We start from the raw sequence: 19,465 nt of genomic DNA, 5'->3' as shown, positions 1-19,465 counted from the left end.
ATTTTACTTAAAAGTAAGAATCTTTATATGCTACTTTTCACGAAATTACTCTTTATAATATTAATCTGTGAATTATATCACAAAAAAATAGAAGTCATCTATATTTTTGTGATGTTTCTCACATCATGATTTTTATCTTAGTGAGTTATTTAAAAAGGTGGAAAGGGATGAAAAAAAATAAGATTATAATAATCTCTATGTTGCTTATGGGCCTGGCCCTCTTTGTTAACCTGGATGAAGCTGCAGCTGATGCATCAGTCATCTATGTTAATGCAACTGGAGGAAATGATAACTGGAACGGTCAAAGCCAGTTCTATGTAAATGGCACTACCGGACCAAAGAAAACCATAAATGGCGGAACCACAGCTGTTCTTGCTAATGGTACGGTGAATATAGCCGATGGAACTTATTCTGGTACAGGTAATTGGGGGATAACCCTTACTAAGAATATGACCATTCAGGGCCAAAGTCAAAATAATACCATTATTGATGGATCTGGCTCACGTCAGATATTTGTCATAAATAGTGGGGTTAATGTGACCATGATCAACCTCACTATACGTAATGCTCAGGCCAATGATAATAATGGTGGAGCCATACGCAATAATGGGGGTATTCTAACTGTAAATAACTGCAAATTCACCGGGAACAGCGCTGTTCGTACTGGTAGAAGGGATTTTACTCCTGTTTATGGTGGAGCAATATACAGTACTGGAAATTTGAATATTTCAAACAGCTTTTTTTTAAATAACTGGGTTTTATCTGGTGCAGATAACGATGCCCAGGGTGGAGCTATCTACAGTTCAGGACCTTTAACCATCACTGACAGCACATTCTTTAATAACACTGCTACCAGTTCTTCTGGAACCCAAAACGATGATGGTGGAGCAATAGCTGTATTTAATACTCTTAAGATAACTCGATCTACTTTTACCAATAACCGAGCAGGAAATGTGTATGGTGGTGGAGCCATAATGATTGGGGATAATAACATCAATGTGGCGGATGTGGAGATTACCGAATCAACTTTCATAAACAATACTGCCGGTTATGGAGGAGCCATATGGATGAATGCCGGAACATCCACTAAAGCAGCCCTAATTAGTAAATCTACCTTTATGGGAAATAGTGCAACTGGTGGAGGGGCCATCCGTAACTGGGGATTCTTGAATGTAACTGGATCTAATTTTATCAATAACAGCGCCACCCAGGGTGGAGCAATATTCAACTACATGGGAACAGCTAACATTAACTTCAACCGGATAATGGGAAATACAGGAAACATGGAGATATATTACAACTCTGGAATAGTTAATGCCAATAACAACTGGTGGGGATCCAACACCAGTCCATCTAGTAAAGTATCCACCCAGGTTAATGTTTCCAACTGGCTGGTTTTAAATATAAATGCGGTACCAAACTCCATCCTGACTGGAAATAATTCCATCATAACCGCGGATTTAACCCGTAACCAGAACGGAGTTTACTTTGACCCGGCTAATGGCCATGTACCTGATGGAATAGTAGTAACTTTTACCGGGACTCGGGGATCCATTGCTCCTAATGGGGTAATGGCAATGGGTAGTGTGAGCCAGACTTTCACCGCTGGCTACACTCCGGGTGTTGCACAAGTTACAGCAGCCACAGACGGAGTAAGTGTAAATACCACCTTGAATATTAACCCGGTAGCCCGCATTCAAATCACCCAGACCGTTAACACTCCGGTTAATGTGAAAGATCAGGTAAACTTCGTGGTTACAGTTAAAAATAACGGACCAAATACTGCCACCAATATAGTTATACGGGACCTGGTGCCAGTTAATTTAACTAACGCTGTAGTCACTCCTTCAGTGGGAACATATAATCCTAACACTGGATTATGGACCATCCCTACCTTACTAAATGGTTCCAGCGCCACTTTATCTATAAGTGGTGTTTCCAGCATCCTTATGGCGGGTAAAACTATCAATAATACTGCTACTCAGATAAGCCAAAATGAATACACTCCTGAACTGGCAAGTAGTACAGCAGGGGTTTATACTAAAATGGCTGATATTCAGATGAGCCAGACCGGTAACACTCCGGTAAATGTAGGGGATGGCGTAACTTACATCGTAACCATTTTAAATATAGGGCCTGACCATGCCACCAACTTCATCATAGAAAATAAAATCCCGGCCGGATTATTGAATGTGGTGGTAACACCTTCTACTGGTAGTTACCTTAATGGTAACTGGACAGTTCCCTTCCTGGCTAATGGAGATAGTGCTACTTTAACCATAACTGGAATTGCCAGTGCAGATATGGCAGGTAAAAATACCACCAATACTGCCACCAAGATATTTGAAACTGAATATGATCCTACCACCATTGGAGAGTCAGTAAGTTATGATGTGTATACTAAAAAGGCCAATGTGGTTTTAAGCCAAACCGGGAACTATGTTAAAGATGTGGTGACTTTTTTGGTTACAGCTACCAATAATGGGCCCGATGCAGCTACCAATATAAATATTAAGAACTTGATTCCTGCAGGATTAACCAATGTGCTGGTTACTCCTAATGTGGGGACTTATGATATTTCTACTGGAATCTGGACCATCCCTTCACTTAGTGTAGGGCAGATAGCAACTTTGAAAATAAATGGAACGGCCATGCCTCAAAGCACCATAAAAAATGAGCTTTATATCTCATCTCAAAGAGAATATGGTTTTGAAGATGACTCAAGTATTAACCGGGTTTATGTACCTGTATTAGACTTGGCTGTGCGTAATTATGAGTGGTTCTTTGGTAGGAGTGATACGTATAATTTTAATGAGGCTCCTGCTTATGTTTCTTATGTGCGTAATTATGGGCCTGATGATGCTACTAATATTGTGGTGAGGTATGCTATTGGTGGTGGTTTGGTTTATGAGGGTAATTTGTTGTGGTATGGTGTTGATCGGGCGGAGTTTGATGGTCAGAATTTGACTTATTATGTTGATTATTTGCCGTCTGGTGGTACTGCTGCTATTATTGTTTATTTGAGGGTTAATGATGTGGGTGCGAGGACTGCTAATTTGACTACTCGTGCGTCTTTGGTTTCTGTGGATCAGAATGAGAGTGGTACTTATCCTAATTCAGAAACAAGAAGACTAACCGTAGCCCAGGCAGCAGATATAGAAGTAACTCAAAATGAGATAGAATATGATTCATTAAATAAAAAAGCAACCATAACTATCAATGTGAAAAATAATGGACCAAATAATGCTTCTGGAGTTAAAATAAAAGATTTACTACCTTCTGGATTTTCATATACGGGCCATTCATCTGGAGAAAATTATGATCCATTAACCGGTATATGGGATATTGGCATACTGAATAACCAGGCAGTTAAAACACTTCAGATCTTTGTAGATGTAATTGCCACATCTGGAAATATCATAAACACCGCCACACTAAACTCAACCACCTTACATGATTGGAATACTGCTAATAATGCTTACAATGCAAATATTACTGTAACGGGATCCTATACTCCAAGAGTGGATTTGGCTGTGCGTAATTATGAGTGGTTCTTTGGTAGGGGTGATACGTATAATTTTAATGAGGCTCCTGCTTATGTTTCTTATGTGCGTAATTATGGGCCTGATGATGCTACTAATATTGTGGTGAGGTATGTTATTGGTGGTGGTTTGGTTTATGAGGGTAATTTGTTGTGGTATGGTGTTGATCGGGCGGAGTTTGATGGTCAGAATTTGACTTATTATGTTGATTATTTGCCGTCTGGTGGTACTGCTGCTATTATTGTTTATTTGAGGGTTAATGATGTGGGTGCGAGGACTGCTAATTTGACTACTCGTGCGTCTTTGGTTTCTGTGGATCAGAATGAGAGTGGTACTTATCCTAATTCAGAAACAAGAAGACTAACAGTTACCCCTGCATCCAATATTAAAGTAACTCAAACTATAGATGGATCAAAATCAGGAAAAGGCACAGTTGGAGAAGATATAACCATATCCTTAACCGTAAAAAATAACGGACCTTCGGCAAACTCCAACATAATCATTAACACAGCTTTAGGTGGATTAACATATATTCAAAATGATGGAGACGCCACCTATGATGAAACCAGTGGAAATGTAACCTGGATTATAGACAACCTTAATTCAGGAGAATCAAAAACAATCCATATTACAGTTAAAGCAGATCAGGCTGGAACCTATACTATATCTTCCCATAAAAAATCAGCAAGTACAGCTTATGATTGGAACATGGCTAGTAACTCACAAAAAAGCAAATTAATAATCAATGAAAGAAAAGGAAAACCTATTTAATTGATGGTTAAATACCATCTTTTTTTTTAAAAAAATAATCAAATTTAAATTTAAGATTCTCCAGAATAATCTGGTTCAAAGCTTCCAGGACCATCTCCTGCGCCTTCACCCCCACCTCGGGTTATATCTTTTAACTTTCCATGCATTTTTAATTCTGGTTTTTCATAATTTTTTCTTTCCATTTTTACACCTTTAATTAATATAACTTATTATTAGTTTTAAAATTTACTTTTTCTAACCATAAGTAAATCAAAATGATTCGCCAGGCAAAAATTTTAAAAATAGATATCTTTTCTAGCAGATTATATGAATATAAATCTTTTACACTTTCTAAATTTACATATTCTTTGATAATATTTTGTTCATCAGTAACAATTTTATTCATGATCTCTTTTTCAGATAATAAATTTTTAATACTTGCCAATCCAATATTAGCTTTTGAAACTCTACATCTAATTTCTTCAGGTAAAAAACCATTCATAATCGTTCTTAGTATGTATCTGTTATATCCTGACCTGATTTTTTGTTCGATAGGTAATCCGTAACAGTATTCAATAACTCTTTTATCATAAAAAGGGTGTCTGTTTTCTATTTGGAAAATTGAATTATATTGATCAATTACTTCAAAGTTGTTTTGATGAGCTACTTTTTGAGTTAAATAATATTGCTCAGATTTACAAGTTATATTATTCATTTTTTTTGATTTAAAAAAAATTGCTTCTTTAATCCCCATTCTTTCTAAAAATGGTTTATTAATAAAATCTTTAAGTGGAAATGGCTTTTTTAAGATATGATACAATGTTGGAATTTTCATTACATAAAACTGGATTATGTGAATTAGCTTATTTTTTAATAATCTGTATTTATTTACTTTTCGCACTTTTGAAATATTATTTAATGTATGATACGCTTTGATCCATTTAAAACTCACAATCAATTCTTCAATGTAATTATGGGAGTGAGATACGACTTGATCTCCACCTTCACCGGTTAATATGATATTTAATCCCTTACTTTTAAGCAAAGCATTTAATTCATGTACTAATCCTATTTGGAAAGAAGTTGTGGGTTGATCTTGATAATCTAACACTTTATCAATATTCTCTAAGGGACTAATGTTATCACATTTAACAAAATTAGCCTGTATATTGGTACCCTCAAGTACTTTATTTATATAATATCTCTCATCAGATTCTGGAAAATCATCAAAAATAAAAGAAAAACTATGAATTTCTTTTTCCAGATCACTATCTTCAATTATTTTTTGTGCTGTACAGGTAACAGAGGATGAATCTAATCCTCCACTCAACATAACCCCTATTTTTTTATTCGGACTCCTTAAACGACAATTAACCGCTTCTGTAAAAATTTTAAGAAATTCTTGCATATACTCTTCATCAGAATCCATTCTGATTTCTAAATCAGGATCCAGTTTCCAGTATCTTTTGAATTTGCTGGAATCTTTAGTTATGGCCATATAATGAGCTGCTTTAAATGATTTAATATCTTTATAAAATGTCCTCTCTTTTTCCTGAAAATCATTAACCATTAAGGCCAGGGCAATTCTTTTTTCATCCTTTTCCCGGGGAACCCCCCCAACCTCAAACAACGCCTTAATCTCCGTCCCAAATACAAACATCTCCTCATCCACATAATAATAAAAGGGCTTAACCCCCATATGATCCCGGGCACAAAAAAGAATCTCTTTTTTCCTATCCCAGATGGCAAAGGCAAAATCCCCCAGTAACTTATCTGGACAATCCTCCCCCCACCTCCCGTAAGCCTTTAAGATGAAGTAACTATCACTAACGGTTTCCACATCCGCAATATCCAGCTTTTTAGCTAATTCCTCCCGGTTATCTATCCGGGCATCAGCAGTTATAATCAGGTCCTCTTCTATAAAGGGTAACTTCTCATGGAGTGATTCCGGGGTGGTGTGGAGCATCTGGTGGCCCAGGCCCACATTATCTTCTACCCAGGTGTGGGATCCGTCTGGCCCCCGGTGTGATAGTTTATCATTCATCTTTTGGATGAGATGGGGATCCACTTTTTTTCCCTTTCTATAAAATATTCCCGTAATGGCACTCATGGTTTTAACTCATAAAAAATTATATAAAAAATGTATTCATTTGTATAAATTATTTATTCAATATCCTTGGCCCAGATTCAATAACTCCACATATTCCTTTTGGGCCATACCTAAAACCACTTCCCCCTCATATTCCAACCAGGCATGAGCTTCAAATTCCCCTTCAAATTTACCCACACCTATCCGTAAAGTGGTAGGATAATGATACCACCTGGCCATTATATGCCCGGTTAAGCCCCGGGTTAAACAGGTGGAGGAAACGATGTACCTGCTAGTTACTCTAACTCCCCACATCACACTTTTTAAGGGAACTTTAGACCTTTTTCTGGTGGGTACTTCCCCTTTTATAAACCTTTTTTTTATAAAAGAAAAGGGTAAAACCCATAGTATGATCCTTATAAACCACTGCAACACCAGGGCCTGTACTACCAGCACTTTACAGGGCTTTTTTAGTTTATAGAAGTTTAAAATCAACATAAAAAACGTTAGTATTTCTACCCAAACTCAAAAATTAATCATTCTTTTATTTCAATTAACTTATTATCCAATAGTTTTTGCAGTATCTCTAAAAGATCCACCTGGCAGATGTCTTCGGTGACATCGTATTCAGCCAGTATCTTTTCTTTTAACTCTCCCACGGTGTGAGGTGTCTGGATAGTGTTCCAGATAAAGGCCGCCACCGGGTTTAAGCCATAATATACTCCATCATCCAGGCCCAGAATCACCACTTCCTCTTCCAGGTCACAGTGTACGGCCTGTTTACTAATAGAAACCAGGGTTGTATCATCCATCATGAACTTATTCTCCTTAATCAATTAGTTGGTGGTGGTGAAGTATAAGCTTTTTCAGGTTTTCAATTAAACTGGACTATAATATTCATTTTATAGATTAAAGATCACCTGAAATTAAAAATATAGCTTCCAATTTATGAGATGCTAAAAAAAAATTATAAAGACCATTAAAATAAGTAAAAAGTGGTGAACCCTTTCCTACTCGCTCCCATTCCACATACGTGGACATCATCCTTTCAGAAGGACTTACTCACCAGTGTTAATATTATAACTTTTTTCTAATATATAATCTCTAGGATGAACCTGGATTTGGTAGATTAACTGTTCTAAGAATCTACAGACTGCCATTCACCTCTACCTTACACCATACATCTTAGCATAATACTCCAGGTACTCCCCACTTTTAATCTTACCCCACCAATCCCTATTCTCTAAATACCAGTCAATAGTCTCTTTTATACCCTTAGAAAATGTATAAGAAGGCTCCCAACCTAAATCGTCCTTAATTTTGGTAGCATCAATGGCATAACGTCGATCATGCCCTAAACGATCCTTAACAAACTCAATTAAAGACTCATCCTTATCCAGATAATCTAAAATCTTTTTAACTATTTCCAGGTTGGTCTTCTCATTGTTACCACCGATATTGTATACTTCCCCTGCGGGAGCTTCATGGAGAACTGTGTCCAGGGCCTGGCAGTGATCCTGGACATGCAACCAGTCCCGGATATTCAAGCCATCCCCATAAACTGGCAATTTTTTATCCTCCAGGGCATTGGTAATCATGAGGGGTATTAGTTTTTCCGGGAACTGGTAGGGTCCGTAGTTATTCGAGCAGCGGGTGATATTAACCGGCAAACCAAAGGTCTCATGGTAGGCCCTTACCATTAAATCCGCCCCGGCCTTACTGGCTGAATAGGGACTATTCGGTGCTAAGGGAGTCTTTTCAGTGAAGTAACCGGTTTTACCTAAAGATCCATAGACTTCATCGGTGGATACCTGTAAAAAACATTTAACCTTTGCTTTTAAGGCTGCTTCTAAGAGTACCTGGGTGCCCTGGATATTGGAGTGGATGAATATTCCCGGGTCCTCGATACTGCGGTCCACATGGGATTCGGCTGCAAAATGCACCACGTAATCCACCCCAGGCATGACCTTTTCCAGGAGTTTTTTATCATTTATATCCCCTTTTATAAAGGTGTAGTGGGGGTTATCCTCCACTTTTATTAAATTTTCCAGGTTACCGCAGTAGGTGAGGGCATCCAGGTTTATTACTTCATAGTCCGGGTGCTTATCCAGAAAGTAGTGGATGAAGTTACTGCCAATAAAACCTGCCCCTCCGGTAATTAGTACGCGCATAATCACTTTACTCCTAACTTGCTCTTTATTTTCCATTATTTTTTTTATAGCCATTTTGATAGTAATTAGAGTAATTACTCCTTCAGGAATATTTTATAAAAAAGTTTAAATTTTCCCATTTTTAATTAGTTTACTTTTTTTTTAGTTTTATAAGATTAATCTTTTATTATTAACTAATTTTATCTGGACTTTAATTTAAAGTTGATTATATTTAGTATACACTACTTTATAAGGTGTTTTAAGATTAAATAAAACTAAAAGCTTGTTTATTTAGAAAAAATATGTAAAATTATTACTTCTTTTTAAAAAATAAAATTATTGGAATCATTATCAAGGGCATTAAAAAGTGCTTATCTAATTAATTATATAAATGGCCACATCATACCATATATAACTGTTTAGATATTAAAATATATAACTCTTTATAAGTAATTGTATATTAAAATATATAATTCTTTATAAGTGCTTGTATATTAAAATATATAATTCTTTATAAGTGCTTGTATATTAAAATATATAAGTGGGGAAATATAAATTATACTAAAGGCGAAAATACCATGAATTCTGAAGAATTGTCCCGTTATGTATTTGCCAAATTGTCTGAGGCTAAAAAGTTATCACAGGATAATATTAAGCTAGATGATATTCTCCTGGACCACAGAACAACCTATTTTCAGATTGAAAAACATGTAAATGAATTTTTAGAGGGGTATACTGAAAATAGATTTGTTATTATGCCTGGTTTGAGGGGGATTGGTAAAACAACAATCTTATTCCAGATATACAACTATCTAATACAAAAAAAAGGCATAAAATCAGACAGGATTCTTTATATTTCCATGGATGAATTAAGCGCCTATTTAGGTACCGGGCTATTAGAAGCCATAGATGTTTTCATAGAAGATGTTCATAATACCTCCCTGGTAAATCTGGACCAGGAATTATTTATTCTAGTGGATGAGGCTCATTATGATAATAAATGGTCACAGTCAGGTAAGATAGTCTATGATAAAAGTAAAAAAATATTTATTATATTTACTGGTTCCTCGGCTCTGAGCTTGGAGATGAATGTGGATGCGGCCCGAAGAATAAAAAAAGAACCGGTATTTCCCCTGAATTTCTCAGAATATAATTTATTAAAAAATAAAATCCATCTTTCACCTGATTTATCTGAAAGTTTAAGAGATTTGATTTTTAAAGGGGATGAAAGTTCACTAGCATATGCCTCCCAACAAGAAATTGAAATGAAAAAAAACCTGATAAAATTAGGCCGGCCTCTTGAAAAAGAATGGGAAAATTTTTTATGGGGTAGGGATTTCCCTTTCGGATTGAATATGGAAAAAGAAGAGTTCTATGAACGAATATTCACCATGATAAACCGGGTGATAGAAAAAGATGTATTTTCTCTACATTCTTTTAATATAAAAACAAGGAATACTATATCTCGAATCATCACTTTTTTAGCTCTACAGGATCCAGGGGGAACCTCTGATGCAAAACTGGGAAATTTATTAGAAAAATCACCAAAATTAATTAGAGAAATACTGAGCATACTGGAAAAAACTCACCTGGTTTTCAGTGTAAAGCCCTATGGTACTGCTGGAAAAATGGTAAGAAAACCATGGAAATATTATTTCTTATCTCCCAGCATTAATGCCGCAATGAGATTCAAATTAGGTAAATATGATCCCTGGGACAGGAAACTCTTAGGAGTTTTAGCTGAAAATATGGTGGCATCCTATTTCTTCCGGCTAAAAGAAACCTCTTATATTCCTTCTGGAATATTTTATGATCCTGGAAAAAATGGTGTAGATTTTTTACTACAAAGTACACATGAAGGCCTGATACCGGTGGAAGTAGGTGTGGGAAAAAAGGACAAAAGCCAAATAACTAAAGCCACTCGTAAATATAAATCTAATTATGGAATTCTAATATCCAATAGAACCAGCAAAATAAGAAAAGAGGATAAAATAATTTTAATTCCCATAAGCACCTTTTCTTTTATCTAAAATCTCCATTAACTTTATTATAATCCCCTAAAAGATATTATATATCCTTTTAACAAATAACCTGAAATCAGTAAGCTATTCTAGTAATTAAGGCTGAATTAGGGGGTCAGCTTAAATAATTACAATTTTTTTTTATCTAGGGGATTTTTTCAGGATTCTCCAGTAAATCCAGAAGCATATTACACTCCAACCGAGTGGCAAACTCTAAAGCAGCCTCATCCACCTGAAACTCCGGGTGATGGTTGGGTTTGGATTGGGATAATGGTTTATCTTGTGGTGCTACACCATAATACATGTACAGGGAGGGTAATTTCTGGGAAAAATGGGAAAAATCCTCAGACTTGGTGGAGGATAGATAGTAGAGCACATTTTCCGCCCGGGCCACCCTTTCCAGGGTAGGTAACAACTCCTGGTACAGGGCTTCATTATTAATATTCAAGGGGTAGTGCTGGCCATACACCACTTCCGCCTGGCAGCCGTGCATATCTGCCTTTTGCTGGGCCAATTCCTTAATCCTTTTTATCATTATGTCCCGGTTGTCCATATCCAGTGATCTGACAGTTAGCCCCATATCCGCCCCTTCTGGTATGATATTCACCTTAACCCCGCCCCAGAAGTAACCCACGGTTATAACCGCGGCACCCTTTTGCAAATCCACTTCCCGGCTAATCAAGGTCTGCAGTGAATTAATTAATGATGCACCAGCTACAATGGGGTCTTTACCACTCCAGGGCTGTGAGCCATGGGCCTGTTCTCCAATAATCCGGATGAATATACTGTCCTGGCTGGCATGGGTGGCCCCTTCCCGGACCATCACCTGACCGGGATAGCAGGTGTTATTAGCATGTAAACCCACCACGGCCTTAACCGGAGGATCATCCAGTACGCCCTCTTTTATCATCTGCAGGGCCCCGCCATCAACCCCGGTAGGTGCCCCTTCTTCTGCGGGCTGGAAAAGGAAAACCACCTTACCCTTTATTTTATCCCTTAACTGGCTGAGGACCGTGGCGGTGCCCAGGGCAATGGCCATATTGGAATCATGGCCACATACATGGGATACATCGGTTTCATAACCATTATAATCTGCTTTAACTATCGATGCATAGGGTAATCCGGTTTCTTCTTTTACCGGCAGGGCATCCATATCCGCCCGCAGACCCACACTAATCCCGGATTTTCCACCAGATAAAACTGCTTTTAATCCGGTTTTAGCCACCGGATAGGATACCTCCACTCCCGGTAAGGTTTCCAGATATTCCTGGATGAACTTACCGGTTTCTCTTTCTTCATAGGCCAGTTCCGGGTGCTGGTGCAGCCAGCGGAAGATTTCGATTTGTTTAGAGGCAAAAGACTGGGTTAATGATTCTATTTCATTTTTTAAAGGGGTGATGTTAATAACCTCCCAGGATAATTTTTTCATAAATTTGAAGGGCTAAATGAATTTCTGATGGGCCTGCCACTCCCCCACCACGTATCGGAATAACTCTTTACCAAAATCAGAATACACATCCACCGTATCGGGATGGAAGGGTACGTTATTAAGGTACTCCAATCGCAGGGCATCTCCCTGTAGATATTCTGGCATAAGGCCGGAGAAGAAAAAGCCCATCTTCTCTATTTCAGCACACATCCAGCTGGTTACCGGATCGTTTAAGGGTAAATCCAGGACAATTAGTTCTATTTTATGCTGGCATAGATCCTGCACCTTTAAGGCCAGCTCTTTTAAAAATGATTCTCCGTACCGCTCCACCCTTAAAAAGGCACTGGAGGTTTCGGATAATACATGGATATGGATTAAAGAATCAGGATAAACCTTACCTACCTGGTCAGATTTCTGGTAAATTCGCTTTAAACCGGCATGTTTATAGATTCTTTTTAAAATCTTCTCATGTTGCGGGGGCAGGTACACTTCCTGGATCTCATCTGGGGCCACCCCGATATAGAAGAGGGCCACCGTCCGTCTTAAGTGGTCCTTTTTGGTGGTCATCTTTTTGAATATGGCGGTGGGGGGTGAATGGGCTAATATGAATCCGGTTTCAGCTGCACCCATCTTTACATTGGCTCTTTGGGAGGCCTCATGGACGGTGACAGCCCGACTGTAGAGGCCTTTAAATCCCCGGCGTTTTATTTCACTCATCATCATCTTTTTCATCCGGGGAAAAAGACCCCGGCCCCGGTAACGGGGATCCACCACTGCCAGGGCAGACTCACCCACCAGATCTCCTACTTCATCAATAAAAACTCCCAGATGACCCACCACCTCTCCCGATGGATTTACGGCCACGCAAGAAGTAACCATTCCCGATTCAACCAGATTTGCAAATAATTCTGGATAATAGACTGCTTCATGGGGATAGGTGTAACCATAAACCCGGTAGATGCACCGGGCCAGATTTACTGCATCAGAGGGTTTCATTATCCTCAGGGTTACCTCTTCAGTTAGTGGTGCCACTTCCTCACCGGTATGATTTAGCCCGGTTTTATCCACAGCTTCTACCGGGACGTATTTGATGAGTTTAACTTCTTTACCATTTTTACCCCGGTATTTACTTTTAACATCATCACTGTAGGCTTTCATAAGGCGGAAGCCTATTTGCTGCAGTTCATCCTCTTTTAAAAGTCCCAGATTAAAGGGTATGCCCTGGTCTTTTACCTTAACCACCATTTTACCGGGTTTTCTTTTAATCTCCACCTGGTAGCGGCCCTCTTCATCAGGACCATAGGCGTGTTCAATCACATTACTGCAGGCTTCCTCGGTGGCTAACACTATCCCTTGGGCAGTCTTCTTATCAAATCCACAAAGAAGACTGATATCCTTTACCACTTTAAGCACGGCGGGTAAAAATTTCTCCTGGGCCTTAACATCCAGGTATAAGAGCACATCTTCATCCTGGGCCGGAATATTCATCACCCCTTTCTTATTAAAAAACGTAAATAATAATCCTCATAAATCCAAAGAGCCAGTCTACTTACTTCTGGTTCTTAAAAACTCCAGGTATAATATATGATGTTATTATGTATAAGAAAATTTCTGTTAATCCAGGGGATGGTAATCTATTCTAGAGAATGCCTGGTAAAAAACGTGGGGGATAGGGAGAATTGGATTAGGAGAAATGTATAAATTTCTTCTTATGGCTTTTACTACTAAAAATTAGTAACTTAACTGGGGTTTTAATCTAAAAATTTGTAACCATATTTATAGTTTTACTCATAAAATTAGAGCAACCCTTTTTATCCCTTTACTCTAAAATTAGAGTAATCATTTATATTTACATTGACATGTTGTAGCTTTGTTACTAAACCATTTGATTAGATATTAGGGTTATCTATCAAATATACGCCCTCATTAAGCGAAAAACTTTTATATTTAATTTTGTATATAATATGTTATGTCTACAAAATCTGTTTACAGTATTCGTATACCTAAAGAGTATAGGGACATGATGGAAGAAATGGATGATATTAACTGGCAGGAAGAAATTAGAAAATTGGCCATGGATTTAATCCAGAAAAAATGTAAACATAAACTTCTAAAAGAAGCAAAAAAGCTGAGAAATGAAATGAAGACTATTGAATCAGCAAAACTCATAAGAGAGGATCGGAGTGCCAGATAAATACGTTCTGGACTCCAGCATTATAGCTGCTGTATTCTTCCAGGAAAAATCCTCCTCTAAAGCCGAACAAATAGTAAGTAGTAGTGAACTTATTACCCTGGATCTAGCTATGGCTGAAGTATCCAATGTGGCCTGGAAAAGGATTAAAATCTTCCAGGATGATCCGGAGATAATCTATGAAGCATTAAAAAATAGTGTGGAATTTATAAAAACTGCCTGCCAGGTTATAAGAACAGAGGAACTAATAGAAGATTCTTTCTCCATTGCCTTAAATAAAAATGTAACTATTTATGATGCCTTATTTTTGGCTGCTTCCCAAAAAATTAATGTGCCCCTTTTAACTCTGGATAAAAGGCTAGCTAAAACCAGTCAGGAAGTTGAGCTCTTGTAGGTTTTTTTAGAATAAAAAAATGATTACTACCTATCTTCTGGGTAAAAATATCCATATAAAACCATCTCCGGTAAAAATTCTAATCATATACTTATTTAACCTAATCATAACAAAAGCAAAAAGGATTAAATATTATCCTTGAGGTAAACACGCCCCCTAATAAAATATTAGATTTTTTTATCATTCCGGTGATTTAACCATGGACAGTAATCTTAAAAAGGACATGCTGCTGGTGGGAATTTTAGTATCCTTCCTCACCCCCTTTGTTAGATCATCCATTAATCTGGCCTTACCTGAGCTGGGTAATGAATTTCATTTATCGGCTTTATTTTTATCTGAGATATCTCTGGTTTATTTACTGGTTAATGCCATACTCTACATCCCCCTGGGGAGGATGGGGGATATCTATGGACAAAAACGTATCTTTCAATATGGATTAATCATTTTTACTATAAGCTCACTTTTATCTGCTTTTTCCACTTCTGGAGAAATGTTCTTTATTATCCGCATTTTTCAAGCTACCGGGAATGCCATGATATTTGCTAATTTAAATGCTTTGATATCCTCAGTATTTCCAGAAAATGAAAGAGGAAAAGCATTTGGTTTAACCTCCATGGGTGTTTTTGTGGGGTTAATATTGGGGCCTATACTGGGAGGGGCTACAATAGAAATTTTGGGATGGAGGGCCTTATTCTACGTGGATACTCTGATAGGATTAATAGCAGCCATCTATGCTATCAAACGCTTTAAATATGATTGGATAGTTGCCCCTGGAGAAAAATTAGATATTTTAGGATCAGTACTCCTGGGAATATCATTAATAAGTATAATTTATGGATTTACCAATATATCTTACCCGTCCAGCCTGTTTATTATAATCGGGGGAATAATTACCCTTTCCCTGTTTTATCTAATCCAGAAAAGAGTTACTTATCCTCTCCTTAATTTAGACTTATTTAAAAGTAAAAGTTTCACCTTTGGAAACATCACCGGATTTTTAAATTATGGAGCCTTTGTATCGGTAGGATTCATTCTGAGTCTCTATTTACAGTACTTAAAAGGTTATCATCCTCTAATAGCAGGTTTGGTTGTTTCTATTCAAGCCATAATGATGGTTCTGGTGTCTCCTTTTGCTGGAAAATTAGCCGATAAAATCGCACCAGAAAATGTATCCACTGCCGGGATGGTGATAACCACCATTGGTGTAGCTCTAATGACTCTTATTAATTTCCACAATGCCCACTATCTGGGAACAATTTCACTTATTATTTTTGGTGGAGGTATAGGTTTATTCTATGCCTCTAATACCAAGGTGGTTCTCTCCTCAGTGGATAAAAAGTATTTTGGGGTGGCCAGTGCCACCTTAAGTAACAGCCGATCCCTGGGACAGATATTTGGATTAGGTATAGTAAGCCTGGTGATTTCTGCTATTATGGGACAAGCCCAGATCGTACCAGCTAATTATCCGGAGTTAATTGAAAGTATTCGAATCTCCCTGGGGGCCATAGCGCTTTTAAGTGGTCTGGGTATTTTCACCTCCTTATTTAAGGATTAAAAAAAATAATAACATTAACCAATAGAGTAGATTTTATAAAAACGGCTTAAGGGGAGCAGGTATTAATGGAAAAAACACCATTCAATTTCCCGGTAGGATACCATAAGTTCCACCCGGACCAATTATTCAATTATCAACTAAATCGCTGGTATTCCTGGGGCTATGCTAGAAAAGAAGATATGGAATATGCCGGTTTAAAAATAAATAATTTCCAGGATTGGAAAAATACAATGATAAAACTGGCCCAAAAAGCCCTCCAAGAAGATAGACTGATTAATGCCGCTTTTTATTACCGGGCCGCTGAATTTTACACATTCCCCCCGGATCCAGATAAAGAAGTGCTCTATGATAAGTTCAGGGACCTTTTTTATAATATATTCCAAAAGGAATTGGAGAGATTTAAAGTACCTTACCTGGATGGATTTTTACCGGTTATAAAATCATCACCTGGGGTAATGAGTAAAGGTACCATAGTTCTGCACGGTGGTTTCGATTCCTATATGGAGGAATTTTATTCCTGGATGTGGTATTTTTCCCGTCAGGGATATGAAGTAATAGGTTTTGAAGGCCCGGGACAGGGATTGGTTCGTAAAAAATGTGGAATACCTCTGGATATTGAATGGGAAAAACCCACCTCAGCAATTTTAGATTATTTCACCTTAGATGAGGTAACTTTGATCGGAATATCCATGGGAGGATGGTTTGCTCTTAGAGGAGCTGCCTTTGAACCTAGAATCAAGAGAGTTATTGCCCAGGGACATGCCCTGGATTATATGAAAACCGCCAATATTTTAGCCCAAAAAATGCTGATTTTCTTTACTAAATACTTCCCCAATTTTTCCAACAAAATGGCTCTAAAAAACCTTAAAAAAGGGGATAGGCAAGCATGGACCACCAGCAATCTAATGTACATCACCGATAAAAAGATGCCCTTAGATGCCATGGAGATTGCTTTTAGGATGAATGAAGAAAATATGCACCCGGAAAATATTAACCAGGATGTATTATTGTTATCTGGAAGAGAAGATCATTTCATAGGTTTTAAAATGCATAAAAAACAGGTAGATGTATTAGTTAATGCCAGATCTCTTAGTGATAGAGTTTTTACTACAGAAGATCAGGCTCAAAATCATTGTCAAGTTGGAAACACTAAATTAGCACTGGACACTATGCTGGAATGGCTTAAATAACATTTTTTTCATAACCCGGATGAGGACACTTTATAAAAAAAATATTTTTTTACCCAGGATATTTTAGGGTTGAGATATTCTTAAACTAAGATGTGAGATTTGGATATATATTTATAAATAGAGTAAACTGGAAAAATAAGTATAATTAGCTTATAATACTTTTTTTAAAATCATAGTAAAGTTGAGTTCCCATGAATAAAGTGTTCCTGTGGTGGTTAATAACTGGCAGTAAAGGGGGAGAAAATAGGGCTAAAATAATACTGGAACTTCATAATAGGCCATATAATGCTAATAAACTTGCCAAGAAACTCGCACTTGACTATAAAACTATAAGACACCATATAGATGTACTAAAAGAAAATAATCTGGTTAAATCTACTGGAGAAACATATGGTGCATTATATTTCTTATCTGATGAGATGGAAAATGTTTATGATACCTTCCTGGACATATGGAAAGAATTTAAGGAAAATGAGGATAAATAATAGAAGGTAAAGATGATGATAATGGAAATAAATCTATGGGGACTGACTGATAATTTAATAATCCTGGTTAAATATTCTGCTTTAATAACCAGTGTGGCCAATATCTGCCTTTTACTAGGCATGCTCTATGTATACCTGGAAAGATACCAGAAAGTTAAGTCCAAATTCACCACCACCCTGGTCTTATTCACCTCACTTTTTTTAATTCAAAACGTTTTATTTTCGGCTTATTTCTTATTCAATGTACCGGAAACCATTGTAAATGCGGTCCTTCTTTTAATATTCTTAGGCCTGGAATTTACGGCCTTAGCACTACTTTTAATGATAACCCGGGAGTAATCCCTGATTTTTTTACTCTTTTTTAAAGTTTCTTTTATCTTTTTTTTCATTTTAAAACTCTTTTTATCCTTTTAAAACCTTTTTGCAGGCATATTAATAACTTTAATACATATCCTGAGGCTTTTACCTGGAATTAGATTTTATTTTTTTAAAAAATTACCTCCTGATCCCTAATAGTTTTGGAGTGAATTTGGAGGTAAATCGGCTAATAATTAGAGTAAAATTTGGAATAATTACTTTTAAGGGTTTAAACAAGATTTAAGTAGTTGATAACTGGTATTTGAAAAATGAAAGTTATGGACTAAAATAAACCCTTAATTTTCCATAATTTAGGGGAGGTTAAAATAATATGATTGATACTAAAGAAATAAAAAAAATTAAATTGACTCCTTTTACCCGGATGTCTGCTACCATATACGCCATCCTGGGATTAGTTAGTGCATTAATTATGCTGGTAATCATTATAGCTGTGCAGGCTTCCGGGATTACTGCTCAAATGGCGCCTCAACTGGCCAATTTTAACTGGATAACCGGAGTGGGAATACCCTTAATAGTAATCCTTCCTGTGGTTTCATTTATAGTTACTGTAGCGGTAAGTTTTATCTCAGCCACACTCTACAACCTGCTAGTACCCCGGCTGGGTGGAATAAAGTTAGAATTAGAAGGTGAAGATCTACAAAAAATACCGGTAGTTGCCTTTTCCCTGATAACATCTGCCATAGGGGCTATATGGGCCTTTATCATTGGACTGTTAATGGCCGCATTTTTAAGCCCCTTTTTCTCACTTATAAGTTCCCTACCTATACCTGCAGAAATAACAGCAGAGCTAAGTAATTCTACGGGAACGGCCATAAATGGTTCACTGGTGGGATCTGTGGGTATACTGGTGACCTTACTCCTGGTAATAGGACTGCCCATAATGGCATTTGTATTTGGATTTATCTGGAATGCCTTATTGGCATTAATCTACAATTACCTGGTTATCAGGGTGGCAAAAATTAAATTAAATTTCTCACAATTAACTGGAACCCTGTATGAACTAACCCATATACCGGTTATGCCCACTGCACTGGCGGTGGCCATATTATATGCCTTATTAGGACTAATTTCAGGTATTCTAAATCAAAATTATGGGGAATTTATAACTAATTTCATATGGTATTTCATTGCCACGGCCATAGCCGCCAAAGCATACAACTACCTGGCCCCTAAGATAGGTTCTGTTAAATTAAATCTAGAATAAATATTTCTAGATTTTTTTTTTAATTAGGGGAAAAGTGGTACTTACTAACCGGATAAGGACCACCATAAGAAAGGGCTTAGATTTACA

Annotated in this window: 16 protein-coding genes; 9 read left to right on the top strand and 7 right to left on the bottom strand. The window is 37.2% G+C overall.

Translation table 11 applies throughout. The features are described 5' to 3' along the window. The first annotated feature begins 167 nt into the window (after positions 1-167). Positions 168-4,313: a DUF11 domain-containing protein gene (locus HYG87_RS01935; protein WP_211533557.1), complete on the top strand. Its 4,146-nt coding sequence runs from the start codon at positions 168-170 to the stop codon at positions 4,311-4,313. 50 nt (positions 4,314-4,363) lie between these two features. Here HYG87_RS01935 and HYG87_RS11045 read toward each other — a convergent pair whose 3' ends face one another. The 5 genes from HYG87_RS11045 to rfbB all read right to left on the bottom strand — a co-directional run bounded on the left by HYG87_RS11045 (position 4,364) and on the right by rfbB (position 8,555). Further along, positions 4,364-4,495 (bottom strand): hypothetical protein, encoded by a 132-nt coding sequence (locus tag HYG87_RS11045; protein ID WP_256438695.1) that lies wholly within the window; start codon positions 4,493-4,495, stop codon positions 4,364-4,366. 14 nt (positions 4,496-4,509) lie between these two features. Continuing rightward, positions 4,510-6,402, bottom strand: coding sequence for a lasso peptide isopeptide bond-forming cyclase (locus tag HYG87_RS01930; RefSeq protein WP_211533556.1), 1,893 nt, complete (start codon positions 6,400-6,402; stop codon positions 4,510-4,512). A gap of 57 nt (positions 6,403-6,459) precedes the next feature. Further along, a complete protein-coding gene (locus tag HYG87_RS01925; protein ID WP_211533555.1) occupies positions 6,460-6,879 on the bottom strand; it encodes a lasso peptide biosynthesis B2 protein in 420 nt (139 codons plus the stop codon). Between the two features lie 38 nt (positions 6,880-6,917). Next, positions 6,918-7,196, bottom strand: coding sequence for a PqqD family protein (locus HYG87_RS01920; RefSeq protein WP_211533554.1), 279 nt, complete (start codon positions 7,194-7,196; stop codon positions 6,918-6,920). Positions 7,197-7,547: 351 nt separating this feature from the next. Then, on the bottom strand, positions 7,548-8,555 hold the full coding sequence (gene rfbB / locus HYG87_RS01915) for a dTDP-glucose 4,6-dehydratase (RefSeq protein WP_211534185.1): 1,008 nt from the start codon (positions 8,553-8,555) through the stop codon (positions 7,548-7,550). A gap of 554 nt (positions 8,556-9,109) precedes the next feature. On the opposite strand from rfbB, the gene HYG87_RS01910 reads away from it, so the two are divergent. Next, on the top strand, positions 9,110-10,561 hold the full coding sequence (locus HYG87_RS01910; RefSeq protein WP_211533553.1) for an ATP-binding protein: 1,452 nt from the start codon (positions 9,110-9,112) through the stop codon (positions 10,559-10,561). Between the two features lie 136 nt (positions 10,562-10,697). Here the strand turns inward: HYG87_RS01910 and HYG87_RS01905 are convergent, their stop codons facing one another. Both HYG87_RS01905 and HYG87_RS01900 read right to left on the bottom strand, forming a co-directional pair. After that, entirely contained in the window at positions 10,698-11,981 is a 1,284-nt protein-coding gene (locus HYG87_RS01905; protein WP_211533552.1) for a M20 metallopeptidase family protein, read from the bottom strand. A 12-nt stretch (positions 11,982-11,993) separates the two neighbouring features. Beyond that, positions 11,994-13,469 (bottom strand): GNAT family N-acetyltransferase, encoded by a 1,476-nt coding sequence (locus HYG87_RS01900; RefSeq protein ID WP_211533551.1) that lies wholly within the window; start codon positions 13,467-13,469, stop codon positions 11,994-11,996. Positions 13,470-13,950: 481 nt separating this feature from the next. Here HYG87_RS01900 and vapB point away from each other — a divergent pair, with 481 nt between their 5' ends. From vapB to HYG87_RS01865, 7 genes are all read left to right on the top strand, one after another. Further along, positions 13,951-14,175, top strand: coding sequence for a type II toxin-antitoxin system VapB family antitoxin (vapB, locus tag HYG87_RS01895; protein WP_211533550.1), 225 nt, complete (start codon positions 13,951-13,953; stop codon positions 14,173-14,175). Continuing rightward, positions 14,165-14,566: a type II toxin-antitoxin system VapC family toxin gene (locus HYG87_RS01890; RefSeq protein WP_211533549.1), complete on the top strand. Its 402-nt coding sequence runs from the start codon at positions 14,165-14,167 to the stop codon at positions 14,564-14,566. Before vapB ends, HYG87_RS01890 begins: the two co-directional genes overlap by 11 nt. A 199-nt stretch (positions 14,567-14,765) precedes the next feature. Next, the gene (locus tag HYG87_RS01885; protein ID WP_211533548.1) at positions 14,766-16,121 is read left to right on the top strand and encodes an MFS transporter; all 1,356 of its coding nucleotides are present in this window, start codon (positions 14,766-14,768) and stop codon (positions 16,119-16,121) included. A 65-nt stretch (positions 16,122-16,186) separates the two neighbouring features. After that, positions 16,187-17,311 (top strand): alpha/beta hydrolase, encoded by a 1,125-nt coding sequence (locus tag HYG87_RS01880; RefSeq protein WP_211533547.1) that lies wholly within the window; start codon positions 16,187-16,189, stop codon positions 17,309-17,311. 191 nt (positions 17,312-17,502) lie between these two features. Beyond that, the gene (locus HYG87_RS01875) at positions 17,503-17,796 is read left to right on the top strand and encodes a winged helix-turn-helix domain-containing protein (RefSeq protein WP_211533546.1); all 294 of its coding nucleotides are present in this window, start codon (positions 17,503-17,505) and stop codon (positions 17,794-17,796) included. Positions 17,797-17,817: 21 nt separating this feature from the next. Next, positions 17,818-18,135 (top strand): hypothetical protein, encoded by a 318-nt coding sequence (locus HYG87_RS01870; RefSeq protein ID WP_249164870.1) that lies wholly within the window; start codon positions 17,818-17,820, stop codon positions 18,133-18,135. 349 nt (positions 18,136-18,484) lie between these two features. Continuing rightward, positions 18,485-19,378: a hypothetical protein gene (locus HYG87_RS01865; protein ID WP_211533544.1), complete on the top strand. Its 894-nt coding sequence runs from the start codon at positions 18,485-18,487 to the stop codon at positions 19,376-19,378. Positions 19,379-19,465: the final 87 nt, after the last annotated feature.

This window comes from Methanobacterium alkalithermotolerans (assembly GCF_018141185.1).
In the GTDB taxonomy this organism is placed as follows: domain Archaea; phylum Methanobacteriota; class Methanobacteria; order Methanobacteriales; family Methanobacteriaceae; genus Methanobacterium_F; species Methanobacterium_F alkalithermotolerans.
This window is presented reverse-complemented; position numbering and strand designations above follow the sequence as displayed.

Excerpts from the sequence above, each read along its gene's own strand:
- HYG87_RS01870 (WP_249164870.1), top strand. The coding sequence starts at position 17,818 with ATGGAAATAAATCTATGGGGACTGACTGATAATTTAATAATCCTGGTT.
- HYG87_RS01865 (WP_211533544.1), top strand. The coding sequence starts at position 18,485 with ATGATTGATACTAAAGAAATAAAAAAAATTAAATTGACTCCTTTTACC.
- vapB (WP_211533550.1), top strand. The coding sequence starts at position 13,951 with ATGTCTACAAAATCTGTTTACAGTATTCGTATACCTAAAGAGTATAGG.
- HYG87_RS01925 (WP_211533555.1), bottom strand. The coding sequence starts at position 6,879 with ATGTTGATTTTAAACTTCTATAAACTAAAAAAGCCCTGTAAAGTGCTG.
- HYG87_RS01875 (WP_211533546.1), top strand. The coding sequence starts at position 17,503 with ATGAATAAAGTGTTCCTGTGGTGGTTAATAACTGGCAGTAAAGGGGGA.
- HYG87_RS01920 (WP_211533554.1), bottom strand. The coding sequence starts at position 7,196 with ATGATGGATGATACAACCCTGGTTTCTATTAGTAAACAGGCCGTACAC.
- HYG87_RS01935 (WP_211533557.1), top strand. The coding sequence starts at position 168 with ATGAAAAAAAATAAGATTATAATAATCTCTATGTTGCTTATGGGCCTG.
- HYG87_RS01930 (WP_211533556.1), bottom strand. The coding sequence starts at position 6,402 with ATGAGTGCCATTACGGGAATATTTTATAGAAAGGGAAAAAAAGTGGAT.
- HYG87_RS01910 (WP_211533553.1), top strand. The coding sequence starts at position 9,110 with ATGAATTCTGAAGAATTGTCCCGTTATGTATTTGCCAAATTGTCTGAG.
- HYG87_RS11045 (WP_256438695.1), bottom strand. The coding sequence starts at position 4,495 with ATGGAAAGAAAAAATTATGAAAAACCAGAATTAAAAATGCATGGAAAG.
- HYG87_RS01880 (WP_211533547.1), top strand. The coding sequence starts at position 16,187 with ATGGAAAAAACACCATTCAATTTCCCGGTAGGATACCATAAGTTCCAC.
- HYG87_RS01900 (WP_211533551.1), bottom strand. The coding sequence starts at position 13,469 with ATGAATATTCCGGCCCAGGATGAAGATGTGCTCTTATACCTGGATGTT.
- HYG87_RS01885 (WP_211533548.1), top strand. The coding sequence starts at position 14,766 with ATGGACAGTAATCTTAAAAAGGACATGCTGCTGGTGGGAATTTTAGTA.
- HYG87_RS01905 (WP_211533552.1), bottom strand. The coding sequence starts at position 11,981 with ATGAAAAAATTATCCTGGGAGGTTATTAACATCACCCCTTTAAAAAAT.